This is a genomic window from Kitasatospora sp. NPDC057692 (genome assembly GCF_042799475.1).
Lineage (GTDB): Bacteria > Actinomycetota > Actinomycetes > Streptomycetales > Streptomycetaceae > Kitasatospora.
In genome coordinates this window covers 39,474-57,367 of sequence record NZ_JBHVIV010000060.1, presented here as the reverse complement: position 1 = coordinate 57,367, position 17,894 = coordinate 39,474, and the positions used below count along the sequence as shown (strand labels likewise).

Below are 17,894 nucleotides of genomic sequence, written 5' to 3'. Positions count from 1 at the left end.
CTCGCCCCGGCCCGGGGGGGGTTCGGGGGGGGGGGGGGGGGGGCGGGCCGGCCCGGGGGCCTGGGCTCGGCCCGGGGGCCGTCGCCCGGGTCGGCGTGCGGGGTGCCGTCCTCCGTGCCGCCTCCGGCTCGGGGTCGAGCCCGGCCGGTCAGACGGTCAGGCCCCGGCGGCGCGGCGGGCGGCCAGGTCGTCCAGGATGGCCGCCGTGGCGGTGGCGCCGAAGCGGGTGGCTCCGGCCTCGACCATCTCCAGCAGGAGGTCGAGGGTGCGGACGCCTCCGGCGGCCTTGACCTTCATCCGGGGCGGCACGTTGGCCCGCATGAGCCGGATGTCCGCCACCGTGGCGCCGGACGGTGCGAAGCCGGTGGAGGTCTTCACGTAGTCCGCCCCCGCCCGGTCGCTCAGCCGGCAGGCGCGGATCTTCTCGTCGTCCGTGAGATAGGCGTTCTCGAAGATCACCTTCACAACGGCCCGGGCCTCCCCGGCGGCCTGGACGACGGCGTGGATGTCGTCGCCCACGGCCTCGTCCTCGCCACCGCGCAGGCGTCCGATGCAGAGCACCATGTCGAGTTCGTGGGCGCCGTCCGCCAGCGCCGCTCGGGCTTCGGCCACCTTGACGGCGGTGACCGAGGAGCCGTGCGGAAAGCCGACGACGGTGCCGACGAGGACTCCGGTACCGGTGAGCTCCTTGGCGGCCCTGGCCACGTCGACCGGCTTCACGCAGACCGAGGCCACGTCGTAGCGGGCGGCGAGTGCGCAGCCTTCGAGCAGATCGTTCGTGGTCAGCTCGGGCCGCAGCAGCGAGTGATCGATCATCTTCGCGACGTGGGGAACGTCGACATCGGTGTGGTCCACAGGACTGTCCCGGATGTGTGCGCAGCGGATATTCGTCGGGCGGCGGCGCGCGGCCCGATCGGCCCGGTCGCGCCGTGAGACGCCTCGGAGAGGTCGGCAGGCCGCGGGCCCCGATCGATAGCACCTCGTTTCCAACGTAACAAGTGCCGGCGGCTGCGACCAGCGGGCATGATCCGGCCCCGGCACCGGCCCGACCGTGGTCCGCCGAGCCGTGCGATCCCGCGCGGCCCCGCCCGGCCGGGCCGGCCTCGCGGTCGCCGCCCACCTGCGGCTTCGGGCGTCCTCGGGTGAAACCGCCTCCCCGAGAATTCACCCGTTCGGACGGTCCGGCGCGCCCTCCGCCCGCCCGGCCGGGAGTATCGGCAGCGATTGCCGATTCCCAGGAGTCACCGCACTCGGCCACCGGCAGCCGTGCACCGGTCCGGGCCGCGACTCACGCGTCGAAGGCCGCACCGGCCGTCCACGGGCAACTCCGTCGCGGCGCCCGATCAGCGCCGCCCCCGCGAAGGCACCCCGGCCGGCTCCTCCCGGTGAACCGCGCGTCCCGGTGAACCCGGCGTCCCGGCCGAGGCCCGCCCCGGTCCCGACCTCGCCGCTCACGATCCCACCCGCACCGACCATCAGCCCATGAGCCGCATCGGGCCCCGGACCCCGGTCGGCACCGGCATGGGTGCGAGCCGCCGACAGGACGGCCCCAAGACCGTTTGGAGGGCTCCCGTGTACGCCTATCAGATGAACGCGCCTGGCGAACTCGCCCACACCGCCGTACCCGACCCGGTGTGCGGGCCGGACGAGATCGTGCTGCGCACCGAGGCCGTCTCGATCTGCTCCACGGACGTCTCGTACTTCCGCGGCCACATCACTCCCGAGGCGTGGCCCATCGTTCCGGGCCACGAGTACGTCGGCCGGGTCGTCGACGTCGGGCGCCGGCTCGCGGGCGACGTGAGGACCGGTGAGCGCATCGCCTACTGGGGGCAGACCGACTTCGACGGCATGGCCGAGTACCGCCTGCTCCGGCCGCTCTTCGCAGGCCGGCCCGACATCGAGACCGCCTGGTACACCGAGCGCAACTTCTACGACGCCGCCCAGGCCGCGGTCGTCGCGGTACCCGCCGACGTTCCCACCGACCTCGCCTCCGTGGTCGAGCCCCTCACCTCCGTGCTCCGCTCCGTCCTGCTCAACCCCTGCCGTCCCGGTGACGTCTGCGTGGTCCTCGGCTGCGGCCCGAGCGCGCTGCTGGCCGTCCAGGTCCTGAACGCCTACCTGGGGGCCGGTTCGGTGACGGTGCTGGACCGCAGCGACCCGCGGCTGGCCACCGCCCTCGCCCACGGGGCGTCGTCCGCCTTCAACACCGACTCCCAGGCGGCCGAGCTGGAGGCGTTCGTCCGCGAGCACCACGACCAGTACGCGGACTACGTCTTCGACGCGCTGCCGCACATCGACTCCGCCGAGACGACGACCGGCAAGGACATCCGCGAGCTGGCCATGGGGCTGCTCCGGCCCGGCGGGACGTACGTCATCTTCGGCGCGACCTCCGTCCCGCAGCGCATCAGCACCTGGCTGATCCTCGCCAAGGGCCTGCAGCTGCGCTCCACCCCGTTCGACGTTCGCCTGTTCCCGATGTCCCGGTCCGCGCACGTCATGAACGTCGCGCTGCGCATGCTCAGGACCGGTCTCGTGGACGCCCGGCCGCTGATCACCGACCGGGTCGCCCTGAGCGACGCGGGCGACGTGCAGCGGGTGTTCCTGGACTACGGCGCGGGCCCGTCCATGAAGACGTCCATGCTCGCTCCCGAGGTCCTGCGGCAGTGCCGGGAGGGGCGGTTGGAGACCATCGGCCTGCCGATCTCCCCCGACCGGGCGACGGCCGGGAACGGGCGGCCGAACGGGGCGGCCGGCTCCCGGACGCCCCTGGACCGCCGCAGCTGATCCGGCAGGTCCGGCGGCTGCGACCGCCGCCGAACGGCCGAGGACGAAGGAGCCGACATGACGAACTGGGGTTTCCTCGGCGCGGGCTCGATCGCCCGCTCCAGCCTCGCACCGGCGGTGCACGCGGACGGCAGCGCCACCCTGCACTCCGTGGCGTCCACCAGCCCCGAACGGGCCCGCGCGCTCGCCCCGCTCAGGGCCCACTCCTCCTACGACGCCCTGCTCCAGGACCCCGACGTGGACGTCGTCTACATCGCCCTCCACAACAGCGTCCACTGCCGCTGGACCGAGGCGGCCCTGCGGGCCGGCAAGCACGTCGTCTGCGAGAAGCCCCTGGGGCTGTCCGCCGGCGAGGTCGACACCATGGTCCGCGCCGCCGCCGACACGGGCCGCCTGCTCGTCGAGGCCGCCTGGAACCGCTGGCACCCGCGGACCCGCGACCTGGAGTCCATGATCGAGGACGGCTCGATCGGTACCGTGACCAGCGTCTCGGCGCGGTTCGACGGCCTGGCGCCGTCCCCGGAGAACTACCGCCGCGACCCCGCGCTGGGCGGCGGCGCCCTCCTCGACGTCGGCTACTACGCCGTGTCCGCCGCCCTGGCCGCCTTCGGCTGGCGGGACCCCAAGGTGGTGTGGGCGAAGCAGGACCGCTGGGACATCGGTTCGGCCGACCGCGAGTCGGCGTGCCTGCTGGAGTTCCCCGGAAACGGCGTCGCCGAGATCCACTGCTCGCTCAACGGCTCGCGCGCCGAGGAGTTCACGGTCACCGGGACGGCCGGCACGCTTCGGCTGTCGGCACCGGCCTTCTGCGCGGCGGCCGCCCCCGCCCTGCTGACCGGCGCCGGCCGGGCGCCGCGCAGCTACCCCGCCCTCGATCCGTACCGCTTCATGGTCCAGGCCGTCGAGAAGGCCGCCACGGGACGCCCCGGCTACCTCGTCCCCCTGGAGCAGTCCCGACTCATCGCCTCGACCATCGACGCCGTCAGGAACCACTCCCTCGCAGGACCCGACCAGGCGGACGACGTCTAGCGGAGTCCCCCGCGCAGGTGGGCGGCCGGTCCTGCCCCTGCCGACACCGGGCCTCGCCTCCTGACGGGGGCGAGGCCTCCTGCGCGGACGGTCATCTCCGGTCCGGGATCGGCGGGGAGTCGGCAGAACCCCGTGGGGTCGACCTTCATCACGTTCTCACCGTCGGGGAGTAGAGCGGGAGTTGACGGGACAAGGATCGATCAGAACCTGTCGTTCCTGTGATCCCGGAGGACCATGTGCGCAAGAGATTGATCGTTTCCGCTGCCGGTGCCCTGAGCCTGTTCCTGGCCGTGCCCGCCTCGGCCTCCGGCTTCCGGCCGGGGGCGGACGGCCTGGGGGACCCGTACTACCCCACCTTCGGCAACGGCGGGTACCGCGTCTCGCACTACGACGTCCGGCTGAAGTACCAGCCCGCCACCGACGAGTTGGAGGGCACCGCGACCATCCTGGCCACGGCCACCCAGGACCTCTCCCGGTTCAACCTCGACTTCGCGCTGAAGGTCTCCGAGGTCCGGGTCAACGGGCGGCCCGCCGCCTTCGCCACCAGCGGCGACCAGGAGCTGGAGATCACCCCGGCCCGGCCGCTGGCCAAGGGGGACCGGGCCACCGTGGTGGTCCGCTACAAGGACGTGCCGTCGACCGTGGAGCGGTACGGCGGCTACACCGCCTGGCGCCGCACCCCGGACGGCGCGGTGGTGGCCGGCGAGCCCGTGGCGGCGGCCTGGTGGTTCCCGAGCAACGACCACCCCAGCGACAAGGCGACCTTCGACGTCTCGGTGATGGTGCCCGACGGCACCCAGGTGATCAGCAACGGGGTGCTGGCCGGCACCACCTCCCGGGCCGGCTGGACCCGCTACGACTGGCGCGAGGACAAGCCGCAGGCCACCTATCTGGCGACCCTGGCGATCGGGAAGTTCGACATCACCCGCGACACCACGCCCGGCGGGCTGCCGGTCTACAACGCCTACAGCAGGGACCTCGGGGCGAACGCGGGCGCGGCCCGGGCGAGCGTGGAGCGCACCGGCGAGCTGGTGGACTGGCTGAGCGGCTACTTCGGCCCGTACCCGTTCAGCTCGGTCGGCGGCTTCGTGCCCAACATCCGCAGCAGCGGCGGCCTGGAGACCCAGACCCGGATCCTCTACGGACCCGGGCTGTTCGCACGGGGATCCAACACCTCGGTCGTCGTCCACGAGCTGGCCCACCAGTGGTACGGAGACAGCGTCTCGCTCTCCCGCTGGAGCGACATCTGGCTGAACGAGGGCTTCGCCCAGTACGCGCAGTTCCTCTGGTCCGAGCACGAGAACGAGGGCACCGCGCAGGAGCTGGCCGACTACATCTACGCCCTCTACCCGGCCGACGACCCGTTCTGGAGCGTCAAGCCGGGCGACCCGGGCGAGGAGAACCAGCTCTCCGACGCGGTCTACCAGCGCGGCGCGCTCGCCCTCCAGGCACTGCGCAACACCGTCGGGGACCAGGCGTTCTTCCGGATCCTGAAGGGCTGGCCCACCGAGCACCGCTACGGCAACGCCACCATCGCGCAGTTCCGGGCCTACGCGGAGCAGGTCTCCGGCCGCCGGCTCGGCGACCTGTTCACCACCTGGCTGTTCACCCCCGGCAAGCCCGCCACCGGACCGGTGCCGAACGGCACCGCGGCCGCCGCCGCGGAGCGGGGCGACGGGCGGCCGCCGGCGGAGCCGAAGTCCTGGAGGAAGATCCAGGACGCCAACTCCGTCCACAGGGACTGGAAGTGACGGGACGCCGGTGAGGAACCGGCGGTCCCCGCGTGCGACGGGGACCGCCGACCCGGCCCGGGCCGCCACCCGCCCCTCGTCGCCGGCGGTTCGGTGAGGCGGCGGACGGCGGGGCCCCGGCGACGGGTCACTCCCGGTGCGTGACGACTGCCACGGCGCGGTCCCGGACATCCGGCGAAGGATGGCGGCGCAGCTCGCGCAGGAGGGCGCGCCACTCCGGGGGCCAGCCGAGGCGCTCGCCGAACGCCTCGGTCAGCGCGGTCGCGAACAGCCCGGCCGCCGCGGCGGTGTCGCCGTCCGGGCGGGCGGTGCGCGCCAGTGCGTCGAGCGTCCCGGGCGGCGGCAGCGGTCCCGAGGCGTGCTCGCGCAGCAGCGCCAGGGCGGTGCACGCGGCCGCCGCAGGCCGGTCCCGGTGGGATGCGGCGAGCGCGCCGAGTGCCTCTGCCAGCTTCTGCGGCCCGGCGCCGGGGTCCACCAGCCGGCGCAGAGCGGCCGACCTGAGGTCCGCGAGGTCGGGCTCGGCCGCGAGCAGGTCGGCGACGGCGGCGAGCAGGGGCCGGTGGTGGTCGTCGGCCGGGAGGTCGGCGAGGTGGGCCAGCCTCCGGCGGGCCGGCAGGTCCCGGTCGTCCTCGGCGTGCGGGTCGTCCGTCCGCGTGGCGGCGGCGAGTTCGGCGAGGGTGCGGTGCAGGAGGCTGCCGGGGGCGGCGCCGCCGAGCGGGTGGGGCAGTCCGGAGGCGGCGAGCTCGCGGACGGCGCCCGCGGCCTCGCGCCAGCTTCCGCGGTCGGCGAGGTCGGTGACGGCCCGTCGGGCCACGTCCGCGCTCTGCGGGGCCCAGGCGGCCCATCGCGGAAGCACGGTGAGGGCGAGCCGGGCGACCTCCCGGTCCGGGGCGGCGGCGACGGAGGCCACCAGACGGGCGTAGCGGGCCCGGTGGGCCTCGGGCAGGCCCGCCGGGTCGGCCCGCAGGACGGCGCGGCGCACGGCCGGCGAGTCCTCCGCGGCGGCCCCGGCGAGCAGCTCCCAGACCGGTTCGGCGTCCAGCAGACCGGCCGCGAAGGCGACCGCCGCGGCGCGCACGTCCTGGTGCTGGCCTTCGGCGCGGTACGCGGCGACGAGCAGATCGGCGGCGGACCGCGGGGGCAGGTGCTCGGCGGCCAGCCGCACGGCCTCCTTGCGGCTGGTCACCTTGGTGCCCTGCGCCCGGGACAACAGCTCGCCGAGCCGCTCGGCGAGTTCGCCCGGCGGGGCGGACCGGGCGGCCCGGGCGGCCGCGTACACCGCGACCCGGGCGCGGTCGCCGCCCGCGTGGGCCAGCAGGTCGTCCAGCGCGTCGGCGGGCCGGTCCGTCCGGGCCAGCGCGGCGAGCGCCGCCTCGGCGAGCACCACCTCGGCCGGGTCCGGTTGGACCGAGTCCGGCTGGGCCGAGCCCGGTCGGGCAGGGTCCGGTCGGGCAGGGTCCTTCGGGGCGGAGCCCTTCGGGACGGGGTCCAGCTGGGCCCGGACGACCGCCTCGCCGTACTGCGGGATCGCGGCGGCGGCGTGGACGGCCGCGGCGCGCCCGTGCAGCGGCAGGGTGGGGTCGCTCGCCGCCGCGGCGGCCAGGTCGGCGGCGGCCCGCCATTGGCGCGGCGTCCAGCGGCTCGCCGACCGGGTGGGCGGCAGGGGCGCCCGCTTCGGCCGTTCGAGGAACCGCCCGTACGGCGGCACGGGGCCGAGCAGGGGGTCGAGCAGGTCGGTGCGCTGCTCGACCAGCACCTTCAGGACCGGCGGCAGGACGGCGGCGGAGGGCTCGATCTCCAGGATCTCGGCGACCCGGGAGCCGCGGGTGCGCGGGTCGTCCAGCCACAGGGCGGCGGCCGTGCCGAACGTGCCGTCCGGCCCGGACCGGAGGGCGTGCAGGAGCAGTTCCTGGAGGTCCGGGATGCCGCGGGCCCGTCGGCCGAACGAACGGGCCAGGGCGAACAGGAGCCAGTGGTCCGCGGTGGCGGCCATGGTGTCCAGCCACGGCCGCAGGGTCGCGAACACGGCGTGTTCGTGGCCCCGCCGCAGCCGGTGCTCCAGTGGGCCGAGTTCGACCGTGCCGGTCTGCCCGGCGATCCGCCGCAGGCTCCGCAGCGCCCACTCGACCAGCTCGGCCCCACCGGCGAGGGCGTGCTCGCGCAGCACGTCGGTGACCAGCCGTTGCAGGGCGGCGCGGGTGGCGTGCGAGCAGTCGCGGGCGTTGATCGCGTCCTCGACGGCGGCGTCCAGGACGGGCACCGCGGCCGGGGTCAGCAGCCGGGCGGGTACCCGGACGAGCGCGGTCAGCGCCGCGCAGCGCACCGGGTCCTGCTCGTTGCGCAGCCGCGGCAGCAGGCCGAGCACGTCCTGGACGGCGGCCCGGTCGTCGGAGGCGGCCGCGTTGGCGAACAGAGCCGCCCACGCCGCGGCCCGGTCGCCGGCGTCCGGGCGGGAGAGCCCGGCCCGCAGCTCCGGCCGGGCCTCCTCGGTGGGCAGGTACGCCGACGCGGCGGCCGTCCGGGCCCAGGGGCTGCCCTCCGCGCGGCGTGCGGCGACCTGCCGCCGGGCCTCGGCGTGGCGGCGGGCGTGCGGGAACAGCGGCAGCAGCAGGGGAAGGTCCTCCTCCCGCGGGAGGGCTCCGTCGTACACGAGGTCGAGGAAGGCGTCGCGCCGGCCCGGCGGGAGGGCGCGCAGCAGGGCGGCGAGGCAGCGCGGCGCCGCCAGCCAGTGGCGGCCGAGGGCGGGGAGCGAGGGAGGGTCGGCGCGCACCAGCCGTCGCAGCGTGCCGCCTCCGGGCGGTGCGGTGTACGGCCCGACCGCGCCGCGCCGCGGGTCGGCGAGCAGGCGGACGGTGCGTTCGGCGTCCGCGGCGGCCAGCGGCGCCAGCAGGCCGCGGCGCAGCGGGAGGTCCGGGCCGACCCCCTCCAGCAGGTCGAGGACCCGTTCGGGGCGGGTACGCACGGTGGCGCTCAGAACCTCGGCCAGGGCGGGCCGGCGCCCCAGCCGCAGCGTCTCGGGGTGCTCGGCGAGGACCCGCTCCAGGTGGTCCAGGACCTCGTCCGGGAAGCGCGCGGCGAGCCGGGCGAGCGGGGCGGCGTGCGCGAGGTCGGGCAGGGTCCGGCCGACGAACGCGGGCTCGCAGGCGGAGAGCAGCCGGGCGGCCTCGGCGTCGCCCCATTCGGCGCGCAGGCTTTCCACCAGCCGCTCGGCGAGCCGGTGGCGGCGGCCGTACCGGACGGCCCGGGTCAGCTGTCGGCGCACGGTGCTGGAGGCGTCGGCGAACGCCGCCTCGATCGCCTCGTCCGTGATCCCCCGGGTGCGGGCGGCGCGCAGGGCGTACCCGCGGACCACCGGGTCGGGGTCGGTCAGCCGCTCGGTGAGGTGGCCGGTGGCGCCACCGGCCGACGCGGCGAACGCGGCCAGCCGCCGGCCGTACACACCGCGGCGTTCGAGGTCGGCCAGCAGCGCCGGGAGCCTGCCGTCGGCGGCGAACTCCCGGGCCCTGCGGGCGAGCACCCGTTGGCGCTCCGGGTGCGGGAGCGGATCGAGGTCGGCGAGCAGCTGATCGGCTTCGTGCGGCATGCGGGTCATTGTGGCCGGGTGCGGCAGGGGTGTCCCACTGGTTTTCCGCCGCCCGGCCCGGGTGGGCGGGCGGCGGGTACGGAAAGACCGGGTACCGGCGCGGCGATGAGTTTTCCGGCCCCGGCAGGTCTACATCTCGACGGGGACGACCAACTCATCGGGAGTACAGACATGGGCCTCATCCACATCGAACTGTTCGCGACCCTCGACCTCGTCGGGCAGTCGCCCGGCGGACCCGACGAGGACCCGGCGGGGTTCCCGTTCGGCGGCTGGCAGGCGCCCCTGCTGAACGAGGTCACCGGAGCGCAGATCGGCGCCGCCTACGAGGGGACGGACGCCCTCCTGCTCGGCCGCCGTACGTACGACATCTTCGCCGCCTACTGGCCGCACCAGAAGGAGGGCGAGATCGCCGAGCTGTTCAACCGCGTCCCGAAGTACGTGGCCTCGCGCGGTACGCCGGACCTGCCGTGGGCCGGGTCCACGCGACTCGGCCCGGACCTGGCCGGCGCGGTGCGCGCGATCCGGGACCGGCACGAGCACGTGAAGGTCGTCGGAAGCCTGAACCTGGTCCAGACCCTCCTGCGGGAGCGGCTCTTCGACCGCCTCGACCTCTGGGTGCACCCGATCGTGCTCGGCGTCGGGAAGAAGGTGTTCGACGGCGGCGCGGTGCCCGCGAACCTGACGCTGCTCGAACCGCCTGCGGCCGATCCGCGGGGCACCGTCTACCTGCGCTACGGGCTGGCCGAGGGCACGCCCGCGACGGGTGACATGAGCGCACCCGACCGCGGTCTCGGGCACGACGGCGCCCGGTGATCCGATGACGACCACGGTCAACGCCAACGGGATCGCCCTGGGCATCGAGTCCTTCGGTGCCCAGGGCGCGCCCCTCGTCCTGCTCGCGGGCGGTCCGACGTTGCTGTCCTGGCCCGACGCGCTCTGCGAGCGGCTCGCCGCCGGCGGGCGCCGCGCGGTGCGCTACGACCTGCGCGACAGCGGGGCATCGACGACGGCGGATCCGCAGGCGCCCGCCTACACCCTGCGTGACCTCGCCGCCGACGCGGCGGCCCTCGCCGAGGCGCTCGGCGGGGGACCCGCGCACCTCGCGGGGATCGGCGTCGGCGGGATGGTCGCCCAGCGGGCCGTGCTCGACCACCCGGGGGCGTTCTCGGCGCTCACCCTGGTCGGCACCCGCGCGGTCGCCCCCGGCCCGCCCGACGACGACCTCCCCGACCACGACCGGGCGACGATGGGCCGTCTGTTCGCGCGCCTGATGCCCGACTGGGCCGACCGCGAGGCGGTCGCGGCGTTCGCCGCCGCCGGTGCGGAGATCTGCGGCGACGACCCCGCCGCCGCGTACGCGACCGCCGGGCGCGTCTGGGACCGCACGCCCGGCACCGCTCCCCCGGTCCAACTCGCCAACCAGCTGGGCATGGTGTTCTCCAGGCTCGACTGCGCACCCCGCTGGCGGGAGCGCCTGCCGGAGATCGCGGTCCCCGCGCTCGTCGTCCACGGCCGCCGCGACCCGTTCTTCCCGGTCGGCAACGGCGAGGCGCTCGCCCGCGAGATCCCCGGGGCGCGGCTGCTCGTCCTCGACGAGGCCGCCACCGCGATCCCCGGCGCGGCGGCCGGCGAGGTCGCGGAGGCGATGCTCGCGCTCTGACGCCGGAACGGCGGACGGCGGCACAGGCCCGGCGGGCCGCCCGGGCGGCACGGCCCCGGTGCCTCACCGAGGCGGGCTTCCACTGGCTCGACGAGGCCTCCTGCCGCGTCCGCCTCCCGCGCCTCGACCTCCACCACCAGGACGAGTGGGAGGCTCTGTGCGTCGAGGACCCCGTGATGTTCCAGTGGCACGACCGACGGGGCAGGCGCCGACGGTCATGAGGCGGCCACCGCCCCCGGGGGCGGAAAGCGCAGGGCCCGGCGGCGGGGCACCGCCCCCCGCCGGGGATCGTGCGTGCGGGCCGCAGCGGCCGGGCGGGGGGCGGCCGCCGTCCGGTGTCAGCCGCGCAGGCCGGCCAGCCAGGCCTCGACCTCGTCGGAGCGGCGGGGGAGGTCGGCCGAGAGGTTCTCGCTGCCGTCCTCGGTGACCAGGAGGTCGTCCTCGATCCGGACGCCGATGCCGCGGTACTCCTGCGGCACCGTCAGGTCGTTCTCCTGGAAGTAGATGCCCGGCTCCACCGTGAGGACCATGCCCGCCTTCAGCGGGCCGTCGACGTGCTCCTCGACGCGGGAGTGGGCGCAGTCGTGGACGTCGAGGCCCAGCATGTGGCCGGTACCGGCCAGGGTGAAGCGGCGGTGCAGGCCCAGCTCGTAGACCTTGTCGGCGGTGAGGTCGCCGAACAGGCCCCAGGAAGTGAGGTGTTCGGCCAGCTCGCGCTGGGCGGCGCGGTGGAAGTCGCGGAAGTCCGCACCGGGCCGCACCGCCGCGATGCCCGCCTCCTGGGCGGCGTAGACGGCGTCGTAGACCTTCCGCTGGATGTCGGTGAAGCGGCCGGAGACCGGCAGGGTGCGGGTCACGTCGGCGGTGTACAGCTGGTTGGTCTCCACCCCCGCGTCCAGCAGCAGCAGGTCGCCCGGGCGGGCCCGGCCGGTGTTGCGGACCCAGTGCAGGGTGGTGGCGTGCGGGCCGGCCGCGGCGATGGTGCTGTAGCCGACGTCGTTGCCCTCGATCCGGGCCCGGAGGAAGAAGGTGCCCTCGATCAGCCGCTCGGAGGTCTCGGCGTCGGTGGCGAGGACGCGCACCACGTCCTCGAAGCCCCGGGCGGTCGCCGCGCAGGCGAAGCGCAGCTCGGCGATCTCCCACGCGTCCTTGACCAGGCGCAGCCCGGACAGGACGGCCTCGAACTCCGTGTCCCGCCCGGCCGTTCCCTTGTCCCGCAGGGCCTTCTCCACGCCGGCGTCGTGGCCGCGCAGCACCCGGACCGGGCCGTCGGCCGCGGCGAGGTCGGCGTGGACGGTGCGCACGTCCCGGCAGGCCAGGCCGAGCAGCTGCCCGCTCTCGGCCAGGCTGTCGCGGCGGCCGTCCCACAGCTCGCCGTGTCCGTCCAGCCAGAACTCACCGTTGTCGGTCCGGGAGCGGCCCCGCAGGTAGAGCACGGCCCGGTGGCCGCTCTCCCCGGTGGGCTCCAGCACCAGCACGCCGTCCTGGCTGTGGTCGCCGGTCAGGTAGGCGTAGTCGGAGGACGGGCGGAAGGGGTAGTCGGTGTCGTTGGCCCGCACCTTCGGATTGCCGGCCGGGACCACCAGCAGCTCGCCCGGGAAGGCGGCGGACAGTGCGGCGCGGCGGCGCTCGGCGTACGGGGCCTGCGCTATCGGCTCCAGGCCGTGGCGCTCGGTGTCGGCCCAGCCCTGCTTCATGTTCTCGGCGAGTTCCTCGGTCACCCCGCGGGTCAGACCGTTCTTCCGGTACTTGATGGGCTCGGTGGGCTCGGTCACTGCGGACTCTCCAGGGAGGGTGGGGAGATGCGGCGCAGCGTCGCGCCGATCTGCCGGTACGTAACAAGCGTTTTGCACCGTATATCGAACAGGGTCCGAAGAGAAGGGACCGAACCGTTCCCGTGGACGGCACGGAGTGGAGTGGCGTGGCGCGGAGCGGAGCGGCCCGCCACCCGCTCGGGGTGTGGCAGGCCACACCCCAAGTGCAGGGCGGACCGCAGTGACCGGGTGGGCGCCGGCGCGACATGGTCATCCCCATGAGAACAACCTCACGACCCACCGGAACGCACGGGCGATCCCGATCCGCGGGTGCCCCCGGTCGCGCACCCGCCGCGCTCCTCGCCCTTGCCGCGGGCCTCGTCCCGGCCTTCGTCCTCGCCCCCGCCCCGTTGGCGGCGCGCATGTCCGGCAGGGGTTTCGACGACCAGCGCCACCTCATCGACGGGCTCTCCACCGCGTTCGTCGGCTACTGGAACTCCGGCGACCGGAAGCTCTCCCCGGACCTGGAGCGGGTCGTCGGCTACTGGCGCGACTACCACCTGGTGAAGGCCTCGATCGCCGCGGCCCTGCTGGCCGTGCTGATCGCGCTCGGCGTGCTGCTGTGGAGGGCCTTCGTACGGGCCCGCGGGCGGGACCGGGGACTCGGAGCGGGACGCGCGGCGGCCCTCGCGGCAGCCGGAACCGCCGTCACCGCGCTCGGGCTGGCCTCGCTGGCGGCGGTCCTGGCCAACGTCCAGGGCGCGGTGGCCCCGCTCTCCTCCCTGCTGTCGATGCTGCCGATGCACCCGCCGCACGGAGCGCTCGCCGACACGCTCGACCAGGTCAGGCGGCAGCTGGCGGACTCTCCGGACGCCGGTGACCGGACCCCGCCCGCCGTCGCGGTGATGGTCGACGACTTCTCCCTGTACCACCTGGTGATAGCCGTGGCCGCCCCGACGGTGGCGGTCGCCCTGATCGCCCTGAGCGTGCTGTCGTGGCGGCGGGGCACCCGGACCGCGGCGTCCGACCGGGGGGCCGGACGGGTGGTCAGGTCGCTCGCTCTCCTGTGGGCCCTGCTGTCACTGGGCTTCCTCGTCCTCGGCGCGGCGAACGCGTCCACGGCGGCCGACGCGGCGCCGGCGCTGCTCGACTTCTTCCGGGGCGGCTGGTGACGGGCGTCAGGAACTGAGGTAGGCGAGGACCGCGAGCACCCGGCGATGACGGGCGTCGTCGGGTGGCAGGCCGAGCTTCGCGAAGACGTTGCCGATGTGCTTCTCCACCCCGCTGTTGGAGAGCACCAGCCGCCGGGCGATGGCCGAGTTGGAGTGGCCCTCGGCCATCAGCCCCAGCAGTTGCCGTTCACGCGCGGTCAGCACGCCCAGCGGGTCGCCCCGCCGCTGCCCGGCCAGCAGCTGGGCGACGACCTGCGGATCGAGCACCGTCGCGCCGCGGGCGACCCGGTCGAGGGCGTCCAGGAACTCCTCGACCCGGGCGACCCGGTCCTTCAACAGATAGCCCACGGCGCCGGAACCGTCCGCGAGCAGGTCGGTGGCGTACGACACCTCGACGTACTGGCTGAGCACCAGCACCGGGGAACCGGGCACCCGTCCGCGGGCGGTGACCGCCGCCCGCAGGCCCTCGTCCGTGTGCGTCGGCGGCATCCGCACGTCGACGATCGACACGTCCGGGCGGTGCTCGCACACCGCCTCGACCAGGGCGGGGCCGTCACCCACGGCCGCCACCACCTCGTGACCGTCCTCGACGAGCAGGCGGACCAGGCCCTCGCGCAGCAGCACGGCGTCATCGGCGACGACGATCCGCAGCGGCCCCCGGGCCGCGGGAGCCGCCGGTGCTCCCCGCAGCGCTTCGGACGGTGCCGAGGACGGCGCCGAGGACACCGTCCGGTCCGGCATCAAGGACATGGCAGCTCCGCGGTGATCGTGGTCGGACCGTTCTCGGGACTGCCGACCCGCAGGCGGCCGCCGACCGCCTGCACCCGGTCGGCCAGGCCCTGCAGGCCGTGCCCCTTGGCCAGCGCGGCGCCGCCCACCCCGTCGTCCGTGACCCAGACCCGCAGCACCCGGTCGGCGTGGCGCACGCCGACCGTGCACCGGCGGGCGCGGCTGTGCTTGGCGACGTTCGTCAGCGCCTCGGCGACCACGAAGTACGCGGCCGTCTCGACGGCGGCGTCCAGCCCCCGGCCGACGGGACCGGCGTCGAGCTCGACCGGGACGACGCAGCGCGCGCCCAGGGCGGCGAGCGCCTCCCGGAGCCCCCGGTCGGTGAGGATCGGCGGCGCGATGCCCCGGGACAGGGCCCGCAGCTCGTCCAGCGCCTGCTGGGTCTGGACGACGGCGTCGGCGAGCGCGGTCCGGACGAGTTCCGGATCGCGGTCGAAGTGGTGCTGCGCGCGGCCCAGTTCCATCGCCAGCCGGACCAGCTGCTGCTGGGGGCCGTCGTGGATGTCGCGTTCCAGCCGGCGCAGAGCGGCGGCCTCGGCCGTCACCGCCGCGACGGCCTGCGCCCGGGCGGTGTCGCGCTCCTGCTCCAGCCCGCGGATCCTGCGGTGCAGCGCGGACACGTCGGACAGCAGCGCCCTGCCGAGACCGGCCTGGGCCGCGACGCACACCCGGGTCACCAGCGGCAGGGTGGACAGCAGCAGCACGGCGAGCGTGATCGCGAAGACCAGCCGCTCGGTCGGCGCCGTCAGCCCCAGGCTCACGGCGATGTGGGACTGGTCGCTGCCCGCGTACAGGGTCATGGGCCGCAGCGACCCGGGCGGAACCTGGTTGCGCAGCGGGTACGTGGCGGTGGCGACGCCCGTGAACCACCACAGCCCCGTCACCGCCGAGGTGGCCAGGACGACGGGCAGCACCATCACCGCGTGCGCCAGGTCGAGCCAGAGCCCGGGGTCGGCCGCGTCGGCCGTCTCCTTGGGCCTCGGGCGCCAACCGGCGCCCGCCGCCCCGCCCGCCCGGGAGGGCACCTTGCCGATCCGCCACCACTCCACGTCGCCGGGCCACCGGGCCAGCGCCAGCGCCCGGGCCGTGACGGGCGATCCGCCCGGCAGCAGCGAACCGACCGTGGCGACGCACAGACCGCCGACCACCAGGAGCAGGCCGAGGACGGCGCTCAGCGGAGCGGTGAGGAGGTACAGCGATTCCACGAGCGTACGGCGCCCGACCCGCACGACGAACCCGACGCTCAGCCGCCACCGACTCGCGACCGCGACGGGCAACGACTCGACCATTCCCCCAGCATAGTGGCGCTCCGGCCCAAGCCCCGCCGCTCGCGCCGCCGTTCGCGATCCCGGCGGCCGCGGTGTGCCGCCGGGATCGCCGGGACGGGCCCGGTGGTGCCGTGGGTTCACACCACCCCGCACCAGGCGATCGCCGCCGTCGCGCCTGCCTTCGCGGCGGCGGCCGTCCCCTCGCGCAAGCCGTCGGTGCGGGCGAGCACCCGGTCCGTCGGGCCGGGTCTCACGACGTCGCCGCCGGCGTCTCCTCGGCCGGGCCGGCGAGCTCGCCGCTGTCGTGGACGGTCCGGCCGCCCACCAGCGTCCGCAGCACCCTGGTACCGGGGAGGTCGTCCTCCGAACAGGTCACCGGATCGCGGTCCACGATCACCAGGTCCGCGTGGTTGCCCGGCGTGAGCGAGCCGATCCCGGACCAGTCGAGCACCTTCGCCGCCCCGGTCGTCCACATCTGCAGCGCCTCGATGCGGGAGATCCTCTGGTCCGGCCCGTCGTTGCGGTGGTCGCTGCCCGCGAAGCGGTGGGTCTGCGCCAGTTCGATCTGCTCCCACGGGTTCTTCGGGCCCCAGTCCGAGCCGCCCGCCAGGTCGAGCCCGGTGTCGAGGAGGCGGCGCAGCGGTTCGAGGTCGCGCCAGACGTGGGTGCCCATGCGCTCGCCGTACATCGCGCCCTTGCCCCAGGCGAATCCGGCGCTGGTGGTGACCCGGAAGCCGAGGTCGGCGTAGCGGCGGGCCTGTTGCGGCGTGATCGTCATGGCGTGCTGGAGGATCCAGCGCCGGTCGCGGAAGTCGTGCTCCCGCACGACGCGTTCCGCGATGTCGAGGAAGTCGTCGTGCTCGCGGTAGGAGCCGACGCACACGTTCGCCCGGATGCCGTTGGCGGCGCAGAACCTGACGAAGGTCTCCTCCTTCTCCAGGGACACGAACCGATGGCCGCGGGTGGGGCGGCCGAAGGGGTCCCGGTAGGGCTCGTAGGTGGCGAAGTGGCCCGAGAAGCAGGGGCCGCCGGGGCTGATCGTGAGCCCGTCGAGCCGCAGCATGTCATGGCCTTCGTCCGCGACCTCGGCGGCGAAGCGTTCGAGGCGGGCGGCGAATTCGTCGTGCGACAGGGGGTCGAACGGATAGAAGATGGCCGACTCGACGTCCAGCGTCGCCAGCACGCGCAGGGGCAGGGCGCCGGTCTCGTGCAGGTGCCGGTAGACCCCGATGTGCTCCGGCTCCATGGCGTGGCCCTCGTACACGGCGGTCACGCCCTGCGCCGTGTAGCGCGCCAGCTCCGCGGTGGTGCCCGCGACGGCGTTCTCCAGGCTGAGCTTCGGCAGCTTGGTCAGGATCTGACCCCAGAAGGGGTCGTAGGTGTAGTAGTTGGTGACGGGTCCGCGCAGGATCCCGGTGAGCTCGCCGGCCTCGTTCCTGTCGATCTCGACGTCGCTGACCCGGTCGGGGATGAAGTCGGTGAGTCCGACCGCGCGCAGGCCCGCGGTGTTGAAGGCGACCACGTTGGGTATGCGCGGCGCCCATGCCTGGATCAGCACCGGGTGGGCGTCGGTCGCCGAGTCGAGGGTCCACCGGTCCGGCAGGCGCCGTTCGGCGAGGTCCCGCTCCGAGCGGCGGATGAAGTAGTGCGGCTCGCCGACCGGGGTGCACATGATCCACTCCCCCGGCGGCGTGGTCGCGGCCGTGGCCCGGATGCGCGCCACGATGTCCGCGTGGTCCACGGCGTCGGTGAGGTCGACGAGCCCGCCGGCCAGCATCCCGAAGTGCATGACGTGCGGGTGGGTGTCGATGAGGCCGGGCATGATCACGCCGCCCTCGGCGTCGAGGTGGCGGGCGCCGGGCCCCGCCACCTGCACCATGGCGTCCCGGTCCCCCACGGCGAGCACGCGCCCGCCGGACAGGACCAGTGCCTCGGCCTCGGCCTCGGGTGCGCCCGGATCGAGCGTCCGCACCCGTCCACCGGTGATGATCGTGTTGGTCACAGCTTCCCTCCGCAGTTCGACGGTGGTGCTCGGTGGGCACACCGTAACAGAGAAGTTCTCCATGTGGAGAAAACCTTCCGCCGCCCGCGCCGGTACGATGGG

General features: G+C 75.0%; 12 protein-coding genes. 6 read left to right on the top strand and 6 right to left on the bottom strand.

The annotated features are described in order from the left end of the window. Positions 1 to 156 precede the first annotated feature (156 nt). On the bottom strand, positions 157 to 855 hold the full coding sequence (gene deoC, locus ACFVFS_RS28465; protein WP_380627571.1) for a deoxyribose-phosphate aldolase: 699 nt from the start codon (positions 853 to 855) through the stop codon (positions 157 to 159). A gap of 732 nt (positions 856 to 1,587) precedes the next feature. Between deoC and ACFVFS_RS28460 the strand changes: the two genes are divergently transcribed. The 3 genes from ACFVFS_RS28460 to ACFVFS_RS28450 all read left to right on the top strand — a co-directional run bounded on the left by ACFVFS_RS28460 (position 1,588) and on the right by ACFVFS_RS28450 (position 5,564). After that, positions 1,588 to 2,784, top strand: coding sequence for a zinc-binding dehydrogenase (locus tag ACFVFS_RS28460; RefSeq protein WP_380627570.1), 1,197 nt, complete (start codon positions 1,588 to 1,590; stop codon positions 2,782 to 2,784). A gap of 57 nt (positions 2,785 to 2,841) precedes the next feature. Further along, the gene (locus tag ACFVFS_RS28455) at positions 2,842 to 3,813 is read left to right on the top strand and encodes a Gfo/Idh/MocA family protein (protein WP_380627569.1); all 972 of its coding nucleotides are present in this window, start codon (positions 2,842 to 2,844) and stop codon (positions 3,811 to 3,813) included. Positions 3,814 to 4,049: 236 nt separating this feature from the next. Next, entirely contained in the window at positions 4,050 to 5,564 is a 1,515-nt protein-coding gene (locus tag ACFVFS_RS28450) for a M1 family metallopeptidase (RefSeq protein WP_380627568.1), read from the top strand. Positions 5,565 to 5,691: 127 nt separating this feature from the next. On the opposite strand, the gene ACFVFS_RS28445 is transcribed toward ACFVFS_RS28450, so the two are convergent. Then, positions 5,692 to 9,147 (bottom strand): hypothetical protein, encoded by a 3,456-nt coding sequence (locus tag ACFVFS_RS28445; protein ID WP_380627567.1) that lies wholly within the window; start codon positions 9,145 to 9,147, stop codon positions 5,692 to 5,694. Between the two features lie 171 nt (positions 9,148 to 9,318). Between ACFVFS_RS28445 and ACFVFS_RS28440 the strand changes: the two genes are divergently transcribed. Together ACFVFS_RS28440 and ACFVFS_RS28435 are read left to right on the top strand one after the other, a co-directional pair. After that, positions 9,319 to 9,960, top strand: coding sequence for a dihydrofolate reductase family protein (locus tag ACFVFS_RS28440; protein WP_380627566.1), 642 nt, complete (start codon positions 9,319 to 9,321; stop codon positions 9,958 to 9,960). 4 nt (positions 9,961 to 9,964) lie between these two features. Further along, positions 9,965 to 10,807 (top strand): alpha/beta fold hydrolase, encoded by an 843-nt coding sequence (locus ACFVFS_RS28435; protein ID WP_380627565.1) that lies wholly within the window; start codon positions 9,965 to 9,967, stop codon positions 10,805 to 10,807. A gap of 338 nt (positions 10,808 to 11,145) precedes the next feature. Here the strand turns inward: ACFVFS_RS28435 and ACFVFS_RS28430 are convergent, their stop codons facing one another. Then, positions 11,146 to 12,582: an aminopeptidase P family protein gene (locus ACFVFS_RS28430; protein WP_380627564.1), complete on the bottom strand. Its 1,437-nt coding sequence runs from the start codon at positions 12,580 to 12,582 to the stop codon at positions 11,146 to 11,148. 401 nt (positions 12,583 to 12,983) lie between these two features. Between ACFVFS_RS28430 and ACFVFS_RS28425 the strand changes: the two genes are divergently transcribed. Next, positions 12,984 to 13,733 carry a hypothetical protein gene (locus ACFVFS_RS28425; RefSeq protein ID WP_380627563.1) on the top strand — a complete coding sequence of 250 codons (750 nt, stop codon included), beginning with the start codon at positions 12,984 to 12,986 and terminating at the stop codon, positions 13,731 to 13,733. A gap of 6 nt (positions 13,734 to 13,739) precedes the next feature. Here the strand turns inward: ACFVFS_RS28425 and ACFVFS_RS28420 are convergent, their stop codons facing one another. From ACFVFS_RS28420 to ACFVFS_RS28410, 3 genes are all read right to left on the bottom strand, one after another. Continuing rightward, the gene (locus ACFVFS_RS28420; protein WP_380627573.1) at positions 13,740 to 14,384 is read right to left on the bottom strand and encodes a response regulator; all 645 of its coding nucleotides are present in this window, start codon (positions 14,382 to 14,384) and stop codon (positions 13,740 to 13,742) included. An 89-nt stretch (positions 14,385 to 14,473) separates the two neighbouring features. Next, positions 14,474 to 15,811 carry a sensor domain-containing protein gene (locus tag ACFVFS_RS28415; RefSeq protein ID WP_380627562.1) on the bottom strand — a complete coding sequence of 446 codons (1,338 nt, stop codon included), beginning with the start codon at positions 15,809 to 15,811 and terminating at the stop codon, positions 14,474 to 14,476. 229 nt (positions 15,812 to 16,040) lie between these two features. After that, positions 16,041 to 17,792: an amidohydrolase gene (locus ACFVFS_RS28410; RefSeq protein WP_380627561.1), complete on the bottom strand. Its 1,752-nt coding sequence runs from the start codon at positions 17,790 to 17,792 to the stop codon at positions 16,041 to 16,043. Positions 17,793 to 17,894 lie beyond the last annotated feature (102 nt).